The 16,073-nt window shown below is 23.3% G+C and carries 12 protein-coding genes and 2 pseudogenes; 12 read left to right on the top strand and 2 right to left on the bottom strand.

The window, feature by feature from the left end; all coding sequences use genetic code 4:
- Positions 1 to 47: 47 nt before the first annotated feature.
- Positions 48 to 878 (bottom strand): annotated as a pseudogene (locus tag AACL24_RS07020) (IS5 family transposase).
- Positions 879 to 1,282: 404 nt separating this feature from the next.
- Here AACL24_RS07020 and obgE point away from each other — a divergent pair.
- From obgE to ruvA, 5 genes are all read left to right on the top strand, one after another.
- Positions 1,283 to 2,569: a GTPase ObgE gene (gene obgE, locus AACL24_RS07025; protein WP_339049268.1), complete on the top strand. Its 1,287-nt coding sequence runs from the start codon at positions 1,283 to 1,285 to the stop codon at positions 2,567 to 2,569.
- A gap of 30 nt (positions 2,570 to 2,599) precedes the next feature.
- Positions 2,600 to 3,691, top strand: a complete 1,092-nt coding sequence (locus AACL24_RS07030; protein ID WP_339049269.1) for a DNA recombination protein RmuC — start codon at positions 2,600 to 2,602, stop codon at positions 3,689 to 3,691.
- Positions 3,692 to 3,693: 2 nt separating this feature from the next.
- A complete protein-coding gene (gene nadE, locus AACL24_RS07035) occupies positions 3,694 to 4,440 on the top strand; it encodes an NAD(+) synthase (protein ID WP_252319142.1) in 747 nt (248 codons plus the stop codon).
- Positions 4,441 to 4,452: 12 nt separating this feature from the next.
- Positions 4,453 to 5,175: a YebC/PmpR family DNA-binding transcriptional regulator gene (locus tag AACL24_RS07040; RefSeq protein WP_338987551.1), complete on the top strand. Its 723-nt coding sequence runs from the start codon at positions 4,453 to 4,455 to the stop codon at positions 5,173 to 5,175.
- 83 nt (positions 5,176 to 5,258) lie between these two features.
- The gene (ruvA, locus tag AACL24_RS07045) at positions 5,259 to 5,723 is read left to right on the top strand and encodes a Holliday junction branch migration protein RuvA (protein ID WP_339049411.1); all 465 of its coding nucleotides are present in this window, start codon (positions 5,259 to 5,261) and stop codon (positions 5,721 to 5,723) included.
- Positions 5,724 to 5,862: 139 nt separating this feature from the next.
- Here the strand turns inward: ruvA and AACL24_RS07050 are convergent.
- Positions 5,863 to 6,691, bottom strand: a pseudogene (locus AACL24_RS07050) (IS5 family transposase).
- A 227-nt stretch (positions 6,692 to 6,918) separates the two neighbouring features.
- Here AACL24_RS07050 and AACL24_RS07055 point away from each other — a divergent pair.
- From AACL24_RS07055 to AACL24_RS07085, 7 genes are all read left to right on the top strand, one after another.
- A complete protein-coding gene (locus AACL24_RS07055; protein ID WP_339049270.1) occupies positions 6,919 to 7,341 on the top strand; it encodes a transposase family protein in 423 nt (140 codons plus the stop codon).
- Positions 7,342 to 7,364: 23 nt separating this feature from the next.
- Positions 7,365 to 7,772, top strand: a complete 408-nt coding sequence (locus tag AACL24_RS07060) for a transposase family protein (RefSeq protein WP_339045908.1) — start codon at positions 7,365 to 7,367, stop codon at positions 7,770 to 7,772.
- A 268-nt stretch (positions 7,773 to 8,040) separates the two neighbouring features.
- The gene (locus tag AACL24_RS07065) at positions 8,041 to 8,985 is read left to right on the top strand and encodes an AAA family ATPase (RefSeq protein WP_339047184.1); all 945 of its coding nucleotides are present in this window, start codon (positions 8,041 to 8,043) and stop codon (positions 8,983 to 8,985) included.
- Between the two features lie 121 nt (positions 8,986 to 9,106).
- Positions 9,107 to 12,271, top strand: coding sequence for a protein translocase subunit SecDF (gene secDF / locus AACL24_RS07070; RefSeq protein WP_339049271.1), 3,165 nt, complete (start codon positions 9,107 to 9,109; stop codon positions 12,269 to 12,271).
- Positions 12,272 to 12,280: 9 nt separating this feature from the next.
- Positions 12,281 to 12,802 carry an adenine phosphoribosyltransferase gene (locus AACL24_RS07075; protein WP_339047219.1) on the top strand — a complete coding sequence of 174 codons (522 nt, stop codon included), beginning with the start codon at positions 12,281 to 12,283 and terminating at the stop codon, positions 12,800 to 12,802.
- A 13-nt stretch (positions 12,803 to 12,815) separates the two neighbouring features.
- Positions 12,816 to 14,813 carry a RelA/SpoT family protein gene (locus AACL24_RS07080; protein ID WP_339049272.1) on the top strand — a complete coding sequence of 666 codons (1,998 nt, stop codon included), beginning with the start codon at positions 12,816 to 12,818 and terminating at the stop codon, positions 14,811 to 14,813.
- A 991-nt stretch (positions 14,814 to 15,804) separates the two neighbouring features.
- Positions 15,805 to 16,071 (top strand): hypothetical protein, encoded by a 267-nt coding sequence (locus AACL24_RS07085; protein ID WP_339049273.1) that lies wholly within the window; start codon positions 15,805 to 15,807, stop codon positions 16,069 to 16,071.
- Positions 16,072 to 16,073: the final 2 nt, after the last annotated feature.

The raw sequence follows: 16,073 nt of genomic DNA on the forward strand, positions 1-16,073 counted from the left end.
ATTATTATTTCAAATAAAAAAATAAAATATTAAATTATCAAATATATTTAAATTAATAATTGTAAATTATAAATTGAAGCTATTAAATTAAATCTTAATGCAAATTTTTTTCTTCTATTTCGATATTTTTCACTAATAATTTTAAATTTTTTAAGAATCGCAAAAACATGTTCAATAACAACTCTCATTTTTGAAATAGCCTTATTATTTTTCTTTTCTTCTTTAGTTAAAGGGTTTTTCTTTCATTTTCGTTTAGGTAATAAGACATTTTTATGTATGTTTTGTATACCTTGATATCCTAAATCTACTAAAATAGTTGTTTCTGATAAAAATTTCGTTTTTGAATTTTTTAAAATTTTAAAATCATGATTTTTACCATAAGAAAAATAAGAACTTATAATTTTTTTACTATCTTTTTCAATTATTGACTTGAGTTTTTATTGTATGTTTTTTCTTTTTTCCTGAATAATATTGTTTTTGACTTTTTTTGGGCGTTGAATAGTACTTTCAGTCACATCAATGATAACTGTTTTATCTATAAAATTATTATTTAACAGTGATTTTTGCCCATCAAGTTGTTGAAAATCAGGATGTTTTATTAAAGTATTTTCTATTCACTTGATATTCCTATAGCAACTACTTTCACTAATTCCATAACTTTTAGCAATATGAAAATAAGTTCGATACTCTCTTCAATATTCTAAAGTCATTAATAAACGATTTTCTAATGATAATTTATTAGGTGTACCACCATTTTTAAACTTTTTTACTTCTTCTGTCTTTAAAATTTCTAGAATTTTATTAAAAATAATATCATTTATACCAGTTAATCTTAATAATTCTGGATTGTTAATAGTTTTTAATTTATCAAACATCATAGATTACCTATCTTTTTTATTTTTAATTTTATTTTAAAAATTAAATTTTTAATAGATAGGTTTTGCAAGAAGTCTAATATATTTTTTCAAAGATAAAATTAAATAAAAAAACTATTGATTTGATTTTAAGCAAATTAATAAAAACACCTATAAGTTTTATTTTAATATATAATTTTTCATATATGAAAATAACTTAAATGATATTTAACATTAAAAAAACATTTTTTTAATTTTCATAAAGGAAAAATAGTTTACAAAAAATATTAACTAGATATAGTAAATTATTATTTTTTTAACAATAATATCTGTATACTAAAATTATATGAAAAATAAAATAGTATTTTACACAAAAATGTTAACACTATATAATAAGAATTATTATTAATATAAAAAAGGAGTAAGAAATGCGTTTTATAGATGTAACAAAATTAAAAGTTACTGCCGGCAAAGGCGGTGATGGTGTTGTTGCTTTTCGTCGTGAACTTTATGTAGCCAAAGGTGGTCCATCTGGTGGAGATGGAGGAAGAGGCGGTAATATTATCTTTATTGGTGATTCAGGTATGAATACTCTATTAGACTTACGTAAAAATAAAGAGATAACTGCTGAAGATGGTAAAAATGGTGCACCCAAAAATATGCATGGACGTAAAGGAACTAATACTTATGTAAAAGTTCCATTAGGTACTATTATTAGAGATAACAAAACTCAAAATATTCTTGGTGATATTATTAAAGATAAACAAGAAATAATAATTGCTGCCGGTGGTCTTGGTGGACGAGGAAATGCTCGTTTTGCTTCGGCAATAAATCGAGTACCTAAAATATGTGAAAAAGGAATGCCTGGACAACATTTTGAAATAATTTGTGAGTTGAAATTATTGGCCAATGCCGGATTAGTTGGGTTGCCTAACGCCGGTAAATCAACATTATTAGGAGCTATTTCTGCTTCAACTCCAACAGTTGCTGATTATCCTTTTACTACTCTTAATCCACATTTAGGTGTTGTTAGAGTTGATAAAAATAATAATTTTGTTATGGCGGATTTGCCTGGATTAATAACAGGAGCTAGTTTAGGAAAAGGACTAGGTTTACAGTTTTTGCGTCATATTGAACGTTGTCAAGTTTTAGTACATATGATTGATATTAGTGATAAGACTCAAGATCATTTTTTAAATTATCAATTAATTATGAGTGAATTAGAAAGTTATAATAAAGATTTGACAAAAAAACCGCATTTAATTGTTGCAAATAAAATTGATTTACCAGATGCACAAACTAATTTAGAGAAATTAAAAGAACAAATTAAATTACCAATAATTGCAATTTCTGCTATGAAACATATTAGTTTGGATATATTAATTAAAGATATTGCTAAAGCCGTTGAAAAAGAACAACTGCACCAAGTTAATAATAATGAAAATAATGAAGAACATATTCTTTATGAATATATTAATAAAGAATATGTTCCACAAGTTATTATTACTAAATTTGCAAATAATCAATGAACTATTTCTGGTAAAACCGTTGAAGTAATATATCAAAAAAATCCTTTAAATAATTATCATAATATTTTATTATTTAAAATTAAATTACAAGATTTAGGAATTTATGATGAATTAAGAAAGCAAGGAATAAAAAAAGGTGATCATGTTAAGATTTTTAATTATGATATGATTTGAGAAGAAGAATAAAAAAAGGGCAAAGGAAAATAGGAAATGGAAATGGAAATAGTAATTAGTTTATTCGTAGTTATTTTAATTATTAGTAGTATTGGTGGCTTAATAATTTATATGCAAATTAAAAAAAGTCAGAATGTTACTAGCGACCCAATTGCACAAGACTTTTTAAAAATGCAAGTAGAAACTTTAAAAGAACAATTAAATGATTTTAAAACATCATGAAATGGTTCGGATCGTGATAAAACCGAAAAATTAATTAATTTAATGACTAATATTGATAATTTTCAAAAAAATTTAGATAAAAAAGAAGATGATTATAAACGCAATGCTGATGTCATTCAAAGACAAGTAGTAGATGTTATTAAAGATTTAGCAAAGTTACAAGAATCATCAACTGTTTTAGGAAAAATTAATGATAATATTCAAAGTTTACAAGAAGTTTTTATTAATACTAAAAAACGTGGTAATGTTGGTGAATTTGTTTTAGAAAAAATTTTGACTAATATGTTGGGTTCAAATCAAAAATTATGAGAACGACAATATAAAACAATTGATGGCAAAGTTGTTGATGCCTATGTAAAAACAGATTCTGAAAAAGAAGGAATTGCTATTGATTCAAAGTTTTCAATTGATAACTATCAAAGGTATTTAGTAAGTGAAGATATTAAAGTTAAAGAAAATTATTTAAAAGATTTTCGTAATGATATTCGTAAACGAATTGATGAAGTTGGAAAATATATTAATATTAAAAATAAGATTTCTAGCGCAGTAATGTTTATTCCTTCTGAAGAAATATTTGCTTTTATTTACGCACAATTTGCTGATGATATTGTTGAATATGCTTTTAAGAAACGTGTTTGAATTACCTCTCCTACTACTTTATCTGCTGTTTTATTTACAGTTGATAAAAATCGTAAAGATATTGATTTTAATAAAAATTTAGAAAAAATGGCAAAAAAATTACGTTTATTCAAAGATGATTTTGATCGTTGGGTTGATAGATGAGAAAAAGTTAAGGCTGGTTTTGATACAACTAATAAAGCCATTGAAACTTTAGATAAAACCCATAATAAAATTGCTGGACATTATAACAATATTTTTGAAATGTCTGAAGAAATAAAAGAGAGTGAATAATTATGAATTTAGAACAATATTTAGATGAAATTATTAAATTTTTACAAAGTGAAGTAAAAAAAGCAAATGCCAAAGGTTTAATTGTTGGTTTAAGTGGTGGTGTTGACTCAGCAGTAGTAGCATTATTGATTAAAAAAGCTTTTCCTAATGATCATTTAGCATTAATTATGCCTTGTTTTTCACCAGATATTGATTTAGAATATGCAAATAATTTAGTTAATATTCATAAATTAAATGCCAAAGTAGTTAATTTAAATAATGTTTTTTTAAGTTTTAAAAAAACATTAGAAACTGAAATTAATATAGAAAAATCAAAATTAATTTTAGGCAATTTAAAAGCTAGATTAAGAATGAATGCTCTTTATGCATATGCACAAAATCATAATTATTTAGTTGTAGGAACAGATAATAGTGATGAATGACACATTGGTTATTTTACTAAATATGGTGATGGTGGTGTTGATTTATTACCAATTATTCATTTGTTAAAAAAAGATGTTTTTGCTGCAGCAAAGATATTAAAAGTTAGTGAAGAGATCATTATTCGTAAGCCAACTGCTGGTTTATGAGATGGACAAACTGATGAAATGGAAATGCAATTTAAGTATGAACAATTAGATCAATATTTACTAGGAAATAAATCATTAATACCATCATCAGTAATTAATAAAATTGAATTTATGCATCAGAATAGTGCACACAAAAGAATACCTGTACCGCAAGCTCCGAAATGAACAAGAAAAAAATAAAGGAATGAGAATATGGCTGGACATTCACAATATGCAAATATTAAACATCGTAAAGATGCCCAAGATAACAAACGTGGTAAAATTTTTCAAAAATTATCAAGAGAAATTTATGTTGCTGTTAAATTAGGTGGTGCAAATGTTGAAAATAATCCGCGATTGAAATTAATGTTAGAAAAAGCACGACGTATAAATATGCCAAAGGATAATATTAATCGTGCTATTAATAAAGCTAGTAATAAAAATGAAACAACTAATTATGAAGCAGTCACTTATGAAGGATATGGACCAAGTAATATTGCCATAATTATTCATTGTTTAACTGATAATAAAAATCGAACTGCAAGTAATATTCGAAGTTATTTTAATAAATTGGGTGGTCATTTAGCTGCTACTAATTCTGTTCAATATTTATTTCAAACAACGGGGGTAATTCAATTTTCAAGTTTATTATCAGTTGAAGAAATTTTGGAGTTAATAATTGATTTTGAAATTTTTAATATTGAAAAAAAAGAAGATATCATTGATATTGAAGTTAATCCTAAACAGTTAAATGCTGTAACTAATTTATTAGAAAAAAATAATATTAATGATTTTATTACTAACGAAATTGTTAATATTCCCCATGAATTGATTACCATTACTGATCAACAACAAATTAAATTAATTGATATATTGTTAGAAACAATTGAAAATGATGATGATGTGCTTTCAATTGAACATAATTTTAAAAAATAAAAAGGTTTATTTTTCTTTTTCATCTAATTAATAGTAAGAATAGAAAAGGAGGAATAAGTGATCGATGAATATTTTTAGGTATTATTAAAGAATTTTATGAAAATAAAATTATTTTTGAATGTAATGATCATGGATATATTATTGAAGGTGTTAATTTACAAACATTACCATTAAATATTAAAGTGAAAATTTATGTTTATTTTCATCAAAAACCAACTTATGAACAATTTTTTGGGTTTGTATCAAAAGCAATAAAAACCTTTTTTATTCACTTACTTAATATTAGTAATATTGGACCAAAAACTGCTTTAAGATTATTAAATCAACTATCACTTGATAGTATTAAGTTGGCTATAAGCAAACAAGATTATAAGATATTGCAACAGTGTAAAGGTATAACTCATAAAATTGCTAATAATATTATTAATTATTTTAGTAATCATATTAAAGTAGTAAGTAATTTAACAACTAGTCAAAATGAAAAATCAGATTTAGTATTTGATACATTAGACTTCTTGCAAAACTATGATATTAATCACATTTTTTAAGTTTAAAAATTTATTTTAATAACACTTTTAATATTTTTTAAAAATTATTGTTCAAAATATGTTTTATTTTTTGTCATTAAAATACAACAAAAATTATTATTTCAAATAAAAAAATAAAATATTAAATTATCAAATATATTTAAATTAATAATTGTAAATTATAAATTGAAGCTATTAAATTAAATCTTAATGCAAATTTTTTTCTTCTATTTCGATATTTTTCACTAATAATTTTAAATTTTTTAAGAATCGCAAAAACATGTTCAATAACAACTCTCATTTTTGAAATAGCCTTATTATTTTTCTTTTCTTCTTTAGTTAAAGGGTTTTTCTTTGATTTTCGTTTAGGTAATAAGACATTTTTATGTATGTTTTGTATACCTTGATATCCTAAATCTACTAAAATAGTTGTTTCTGATAAAAATTTCGTTTTTGAATTTTTTAAAATTTTAAAATCATGATTTTTACCATAAGAAAAATAAGAACTTATAATTTTTTACTATCTTTTTCAATTATGACTTGAGTTTTTATTGTATGTTTTTTCTTTTTTCCTGAATAATATTGTTTTTGACTTTTTTTGGGCGTTGAATAGTACTTTCAGTCACATCAATGATAACTGTTTTATCTTTAAAATTATTATTTAACAGTGATTTTTGCCCATCAAGTTGTTGAAAATCAGGATGTTTTATTAAAGTATTTTCTATTCACTTGATATTCCTATAGCAACTACTTTCACTAATTCCATAACTTTTAGCAATATGAAAATAAGTTCGATACTCTCTTCAATATTCTAAAGTCATTAATAAACGATTTTCTAATGATAATTTATTAGGTGTACCACCATTTTTAAACTTTTTTACTTCTTCTGTCTTTAAAATTTTTAGAATTTTATTAAAAATAATATCATTTATACCAGTTAATCTTAATAATTCTGGATTGTTAATAGTTTTTAATTTATCAAACATCATAGATTACCTATCTTTTTTATTTTTAATTTTATTTTAAAAATTTAATTTTTAATAGATAGGTTTTGCAAGAAGTCTATTATTAAAATTAGGTTTTAGTTCAATAGTAATTAATAATTTTTTATTAAAGACATATTCCGTAATTAAATTTTTTAAAAGTCAATTAATAATTTTAAAATTTATTTTATAATTTTGTTATTAACAATAAATTTAGAAAAGTGTTGATAAAAATGATTTTTGAAAATTTAAAAAAATTAAAAAATGAAGAATTTTATAGATATTTTGGTATAAAACGTTTTCATTTTAATGAAATGTTAGAAAAATTAATTGAAATAGAAAAATTAGAAAAAAATAAAAGTCGAAAAAATAAACTTTCAGTAGAAGAAAGATTAATGATGACTTTATTATACTGAAAAGAATATTATACTTTTTTTCAAATGAGTATTAAATCTAAAATGAGCCCATCAAGTTGTTTTCGAAATATTACTTGAGTAGAAAATAAACTTAGTAACCACAAAGATTACCAATTTTTAAAAGAAAGATATAAATTAAAAATTGATAAAAAACAAGAAAATTCAAATGAATTTCAATTTTATTTAATTGATTCAACTGAGATTGAAATTGAAAGACCAACTAAAAAAAACTACAGTTAGAATATTTTTCTGGTAAAAGTTGAATGTATTCTATAAAATTTCAAATTGTATATGATTTTTTTAATAAAAAAATTGTTGATATTTTTGCTGATAATGGTAAAGTGCATGATTTTCAAATATTAAAAAATTCAAATCTTGAATTTTCAGAAAAAACAATAATTATTGGTGATTTAGGATATCAAGGTATACAAAATATTTATAAAAATACAATAATACCAATTAAAAGAACTAAAAATAAAAAATTAACTAAACAAGAAAGAAAATACAATAAGATTGTATCTAAAATTAGAATTAAAGTTGAACATGTCTTTGCTTGATTGAAAAGATTCAAAATTTTAGTAAATAAATGTAGAAAATCTAAATTTAGACTTATGTACTTAAGATTTAACTTACTTTGTGAAATTTTTAATAAAATAAAACCATTAAAATAAAAAAAATATTAAAAATATTTTTTTAAAATTTAAATTTTTATCGAGTTAATATAAAAATATTATTAACAATTTTTTGTTTAAAATGTAAACTCATTTTTTAAACTATTTTTTCAAAAAATATTTATTTCTATATTCAATAACACTAAATAGTTTTAAAACAATTTTATTGACAATTAATTAAATTTAATTACGGAATATGTCCTAAGAAATATTAATTGAGATTTGGAAGTTGAAGAAATTATTGCATTAGCTATTAAGGAAATAAAATATGGGTATTAGTAGTTTTAATAATTTTGTTGGACAAAATAATGTTATTGAACGTATTCTAATTTTAATCAAAGGTAGTAAAATTCAAAATATTGCTTTAAGTCATATTTTATTAATTGGTCCTCCTGGTATTGGAAAAACAACTATTGCACGATTAATAGCAGAAGAATTGCAAGTAAATTTTCATAGTTTAGAAGGAACAAGCATTAATAAAACTAGCGATATTATTAGTATTTTAGCAAATATCAAACAATCTGATATAGTTTTTATTGATGAAATTCATGTTGTTAACTATGAAATATTAGAAGTATTATATTCTGCATTAGAAGGTAATTTTATTAATATTATGATTGGTAAAGATTATAATAATAAAATTGTTAAAATTAATTTACCCTCTTTTACATTTATTGGTGCTACTAATAAAGTAGGAATCTTAACTAAAGCGTTGATAAGTCGTATTCCTAATATTTTACAATTATCTGATTATAATTATCAGGATATTAAAAGTATTATTTCACAAGTTTCTTTAAGTTTAAATTGAAAATTAGAAAATAATATAATAAATATTATTGCTAATCATTGTCGTAATATTCCGCGACTCATTATTAACATCATTAAACAATTGTATAATTATTGTGTTGTTATGAATGTAGATTTAAATGAAACTAATATTTTGCAAATTTTATTTTTTTTGCAAATTTATCCTTTAGGTTTAAATAGTTTACAATTGGCATATTTAGCATTGTTTAATAATGTAAATTTAGATAAAAGTTTGAGTATTGAAACTATTTGTCAACTTTTGAATGAAGAAAGAAAAAATCTTGAAATTCATTATGAACCTTGACTTATTCATTGTGGTTTAATTATTAAGACAACTAAGGGTCGTAAAATAACAATTATTGGTAAAGAGTATATTAATAATAATATAATTTGATTTAGAAAATAATTATTTTTGATATTACTGTAAAACAATTGTTATTTATAACGAATGTTGGTATTCTTATATAGTGCTTAAATAATATACAATCTATGTTTATACAAATAAAATGATTTAGGAGTGAAGAAATATGAACACTTCTTCTAGGACAAGAAAAACTAAAAATCTTGGATTTTTTTTAAGGATTTTTAGTTTAATAATTATTGTTTCTGCAATAATAATTTCAGTAGTGTTTAGTGCTAAATATGTTGAAAATAATAGTAAATTAAGTATTGAGTTTGCTGGTGGTTATCAAACACAAGTTCAATATGAGGGTAAAGGTAAACAAAAAGATGTTATTAATTTATTAAAAGACAGAGTTGACCCTTTAGGTACTAGTAACGTTTATATTGAAAGCATTACTAGCAATAATAATAATAAGTATAATTTAGCGTTGAGTAAAGATGCGGGAGTTGATATTTCTACTTTTGTTCACAGTGTATCACGACGTGGTTATTCTTATATTGTTGATAAAGATGGTAATGATTTATTAGCAACCGAAAAGAAAGATGACAAAGCTACTACTTGAACAAAAAGAGATAAAAGATTATTAACTAGTGATGTTTTTTCTGCTATTAAAGCTGTTAATAATTCTGTTACTCATCGCCCAGAACTTGTTTTTGATGTTAAAAATGATTCAGTTTTAAAAGAACTTACTTCTGCCAAAGAAAATACATTTTATATTTATTCAGATATTGGTCAGTTATTAGATTATATTCGAAGTAGTATGGAGGGTATTCGCTCCCTTGCTTTTATAATTGATAATCTTAAAAATGATACTGATGGTAAGATTAAAGCATCATTAACATCATTATTAGATAATAATACACCAGGTCTTGGTAAAGGTACTGATATTTTAGCTAGAGCTAAAGCACAAGACCCTACTTTAGCACGACTATTAAATCCTAATCAAAATGGTCAATTTGGTATTAATTGAATTTATTCTGATAATTTAGGTTCAGTTCATAGTCTTTCTGTTGATACTAATGATGAAAAAAATACATATGATCCTGCTAATCGCTTTGATCCTTTTGCTTCTCCTATTGTTGGTTCACCTATGAATGCATGATTGCCTTATATTAAAGATTTATTACGTTTACCAGATGTTTCAGATATTTTACATGAAGATGTTATTGATTATCGTTATATTCCATATTGAGTTGGTGAAGTTAAAGTAACTAACAATAGTATTTCAATTAATTCAGATACTTTTAATCTTGAAACAGTTGAACAAATGAAAAGTGTTTTAACATCAGGATTGTCAAAAAATAATTTTACTATGTTATCTTATGCTAATGTTAGTCCAACGCTAGGTGCAACATCTTTAAAAATTGCAGTTGTTATTATTATATTAGTTACCTTTGTTCTTATGACTATTGTTCTGTTTTATTATCGTATGTTAGGAGTTATTGTTCTAATTATAATATCATTATTTTTATTATTTACTATTGTTAGTTTTGTTTTCATTAATGGCATAATTGCTCCTGAAAGCGTAATTGCTTTAATTATTGGTTTTGCACTATTATTAGATACAATTATTAATTTGTTGGAACGTTTTAAAAATGAATATATGCAAGGTAAAACTTTGATTAGTGCTTTTAAATCAGCAAATAAGAAAACATTATCTTCTTCATTAGATTGTAGCGCTATTATTTTAATTGTTAATTTAACTATTTTCTGATTTGGAACTCGTGCTATCAAAGGTTTTATTATTATGACTTCTATTGCTACTTTTGGTGTAATTATTTTTGGAATTATCTTATTAAGATTAATGTTATGAACATTATTACGAAATAACTGGTTAGAAAATAAACCTCAACTTTTAGGAACTAATAATATTAGTAGAAAAAGCACTATAGTTTTAAATAATTCAATAGATACAAATAATATTAAAAGTAGTGATAAAAAAATAAAAAAACAATTAATTTCAGAAAAATGTCAGCTTCAAATTAGTTATAAAAATAAAGTTAAAGAATTAATTAAAAAATTTAAAGTTGATAAGCAGCAATTAAAAAAAGAACATAGTAAATCAAGATCAGTTTATAAGTCAAAAGTAAAAGATTTAAAATTAAATCTTTCACAAGAAATTAATAAATTGAAACAAGAATTAATTAATGCATTAAAACCGTTAAAAATTCAAATAGTTAAAGCAAAAGACAAAAAAATATTAGTTAATTTTAAAAATGTTTTTTCAAAACTTAAAATAAGTAACTGAAATTATTTTCATAAATTAACAAAATGAATTCTTTCAGGTTCTGCTGTTATTGTTCTTGCTTCAGGTATTACTTATGGTGTAATTGGTTCTAATTTTGGTTCTGGTTTTGATCAACGAACTGATTTTGTTGGAATGGGTACAATTACTCAAGATCCAAGTGATCCTAGTTACAATATTATTAAAGAAGCAGAATTAGCAAAAGATTTTATTAGTAAAGAAATTCAAAATAATAGTCAATTTAGTAAATATTTTAAAAATATTAATTTTTCCTTAATTGCTGGTGGTGAAGGAAAACCATATCAGTTTAAAATTATTGTTCAAACAACAGTAAATTCTCAAAGTATGCAGCAAAGGTTTAAGAATTGTTTAGGGGAGATTAATAGAAATTGAAAACAAGAATCTATTTTACAATGAGGAGAAATTGATCTAGTTGTTGCTAAGTCAGGTTTAGATTTATTAGTTAATATGATTATTTCAATTGCTTTATCTTTTATTGTTATTTTAATTTATATTATTATTAGATTTCAATTAACTTATGTTATTCCTTTAATTTTAGCTATTATTTTTAGTTTACTAATGACACTTGCTATTATTAGTATTTTCCAAATTGTAATTTCTACTTCAATTGTTGGAATATTATTGGGAGTAATGATTTTAACAATAATTAGTATTATGTCAATTTTTGATAATATTCGTGAAATTAAGATTAATAATAATCAAACACAAGTTATTAGCACAGAAGAAATAATTGAAATTTCAAATAAAAGTGTTCAAAAGGTTTTACCAAGAACATTAGTTATTAATGGTGTAGTATTAATAACATCAGTAATTGTTATGTTTATTATTCCTAGTTTCTGAATAGTTAGTTTATCATTATTAATAGGTTGTATAGTAAGTTTAGTATCATCTTACTTTATTGCTCCTTTTATTTGAATTTATTTTGAGAAATGAAGAGTTTATAGATATAAAAAACGTATTAATAAAATTAAAAAACATTTCATTGGTGCAGATGAATATGTTATTAAAGGTATTAATGAATAGGTGGTTGCAATGACAAAAGAATCATTAAAAAAAATTATTATTAATATTCCTGATTTTCCAATTAAAGGTATCCAATTTAAAGATATTAACCCAATATTAAGTAATCCAGAAGCATTTCAAAGTGTTGTTAATATTTTTGTAGATTTTATTAAAAAATGTGGAGCAACAGCAATTTTAGCACCTGAAGCAAGAGGATTTATTTTTGGTGCTGCTATAGCATATAAGTTGGGTATCAAATTAGTTCTTGCACGCAAAAAAGGTAAATTACCAGGTAAAACCTATAAAGTAACTTATGATTTAGAGTACGGTACTGCTATATTAGAAATGCAGCAAAATGTACTTTCAACAAAAGATAAAGTAGTAATAATTGATGATTTGATTGCAACTTCGGGAACAATTAATGCTTGTCTTAATTTAATAAAACAAAGTAATGCTCAATCAGTTGGCATTGCTACTTTAATTTTGCTTTCTGAATTTGCTAATAAACATCATTTTGATAATATTCCGCTGTTAGAAATAATTCAGTTTTAATAAGTAGTAAATAATGAATAATTTAACTTGTAAAGATTTTAACCAATTATTAGCGGAAGCAAAAACATTTATCAAAGATCCTAAGCAAATTACAAAAATTAAAGTAGCTTATGAATATGCATTATTAAAACATAAAGATCAATATCGAAAGAATGGTGATCCTTATGTTTATCATGTTTTATCAACAGCATATAATTTAGTATTATGACATTTAGATGTCTCTTCAATACAAGCAGGATTTTTACATGATATTTTAGAAGATACACCAACAACTTTTGATGAGTTAGTAGCAGAATTTGGTTTGGAAGTTGCTAATTTAGTTTTAGCTGTAACTAAAGTTAGTCATTTTGCAAAAGAAAAAAGAAATGAAATTAAAGCTAATTATTTACGTAAATTATATTTAAGTTTAGCTCATGATATTCGTGTCATTATTATTAAAATGGCAGATCGTTTACATAATATTAGAACTATTAATTTTTTAAATCCCGAAAAACAAATAATTATTGCTAAAGAAACTTTAGAAGTTTATGCTTCTATTGCTCATCGTCTAGGTATGCGTAAATTACAATCAGAACTAGAAGATCGTTCTTTTGCAGTATTACATCCTAAAGAGTATAAAAAAATTGATAACCTTATTAATTTGGATCGTGAAAAACGTGAAAAATTAGTTAATGAAATTATTAAAGAATTAAGTAAAACATTATCACAACATAAAAATTTAATTTTTAAAATTTATGGTCGTAGTAAACACTTATATTCTATTTATCGTAAAATGTATTATTTTGGAAAAGATTTTGATGATATACATGATATTTTAGCAATTAGAGTTGTTACTAATTCTATTGATAGTTGTTATGCCATTTTGGGTTATATTCATCAAAGTTTTACTCCTGTTCCGGGTAGATTTAAAGATTATATTGCAACACCAAAAAATAATATGTATCAATCATTACATACATCTGTTGTTTTTGATAATGAAATTTATGAATTACAAATTAGAACTGAAGAAATGGAAGATTTTGCTGAAGCAGGTGCAGCTTCGCATTGAAGATATAAAGAAGGGGAAAATAAAAATCCTAAGAAACGTCAAGCAGAAATTGATGAAAAATTAAATATTTTTCAAGAAATATTAAATTTAAATGACTTAAATCCAAATGTTGATGAAAACATATTAGCAGATAATATTGCCAAAGATAATAATTTAGAAAAAGAAATTCGACAAGATATTTTTAGTGATTTAATTTATGTATTAACTCCAAATGGTAATGTTATAACATTACCATTTGGTTTAACTGTTTTAGATTTTGCTTTTAAAGTTCATACTGAAATTGGTGAAACAACAGTAGGTGCAAGAATAAATGGTATTTACTCTCCTATTAATACTGTTTTAAAATCAGGTGATATTGTTGAAATTAAAACTGCTAAAACTGCACGCCCTTCTCGTGATTGATTAAATATTGTTAAGACTAATTTTGCTCAACATAAAATAAAAAAATATTTAAATAATCAGCAAGAAAAATTTAATCAAGAAAATAAAATTAAAGATACAGAAAACAAAGAGAAAATAAAAAAAACAAAGGAAAAAATAGAAGAATATATTATTGAAAATCACATTCGTTGAAAAATTGCAAAACGTAATGTTATTATGTCAAGAATTAGATCATTAAAATATAAAACGTATGAAGATTTTTGCTTAGATGTTGCTAATGGAACTTATACAATTGAACAGGCGGTTACTACTATTTTATATAGTGATTCAGTAACATTTCAAGAATTAAAAACTAAACAACAAACAACAATGAATTTAAGTAGTAATAATGAAATTATTATTGAAAATGCCCCCAATACTAAAACATCATTGGCTCATTGTTGTTTACCTATCCCTGATGAACCAATTGCGGGTTATATTACTAAAGGGCAAGGTATTAAAGTTCATCGTTTAATTTGTCCTAATGTTAGTTTGCCAGAGCGTAAAGAACGTATTAGGGCGGTTGTCAAAGTTACGAAATAATTTATTATCATATTAGTAACTTATTTCCAAAAATGAATTATTTGAAAAATAATGAAAATTAGACAAAATTACTCTCTTTAACCCTTAAATTTAAATTTATATTCGACGTATTTTAAAAAATATACATTTAAAAAAAATTATTCTCAAAGTTATTAAGGAAAAGACAAGAAATAATCTTGTCTTTTTTTTGTAATTGTAAAATTTTAAAATTTTTTATTATTAACATCCTTTAAATATCTACTACACGCAGTGACCAAGTAGGAGAAAGTTAATAATTAATAACCCTCTTTAATGCTATTATCAACACGTGTTAAGGAACTAAAAAAGTGAACTACAACACAGTTGTTAAAAATAGTAGCTAGCATGTGGACTTGCATGGATAAATAAAAAGTGGAGTGATACCTAATAAAATATACTAACCATTAATGGTAATTCTTGGGGTGGGAGCGAATTGGAAACTAGTATATATAGACCTGTTGTAGGGACCTATTGTATTAATTCTATTCTTTATTTAACCAACCTTGCCACTCCCCAGTGAGCAAGTGTTGCTTTTATTTTTTATTTTTTTTGAAAAAATTTTTTGGGCGAGAAAATAAATTTCAAACTTGTAAAAAAAATTGAGCGGTGCCGGTTCAATTAAAATATTAATTTGCTAAACACAAATTAAATAAATATTGAATCGAATGCCTCAATGTTTTTTAAAATTTCACAATTTATTTTTGAGCCCAGAATTTCTGGAATGAATAAAACGAATAGTATTAATAATATAAAAATAAAAATATATATTCTTTATGCTACAAGCAACAGAATATATTAGAAAGAACTATTATGAAAAAGTATTTTTGTTGAACATGTAAACAACATAAATTAGATTATTTATTCTTTAATACTGATGATATAAAAACAAGACAAAACTTTTTAAGAGACAAAAATAATAAAGCAATTTGTTATGACTGTATTTTAAATGTTAGGTTAAGTAGGAGGTATAAATATGAATAAACAAAAACTATTTTCTTATAAAGACCAAGAAATTATTAATGAATATAATAAAAAACGTAATCAAGAAATAACAAAAGAACATTTAAATAATATAGAAAAATTAAGAGAAGATTTTAAAAAAGAAATAATTAATGAATATAAAGAAAAATTAATTAAATATTTAAAAAATAAAATTGAAAATGATGGATATAGAAGTGCAAGTAATGATTCAATATATTATTCATTAATTAAAAAAATCAATAATCGAGAATTTGATTAATA

The organism is Spiroplasma endosymbiont of Colias croceus, assembly GCF_964020095.1.
In the GTDB taxonomy this organism is placed as follows: domain Bacteria; phylum Bacillota_I; class Bacilli_A; order Mycoplasmatales; family VBWQ01; genus Spiroplasma_E.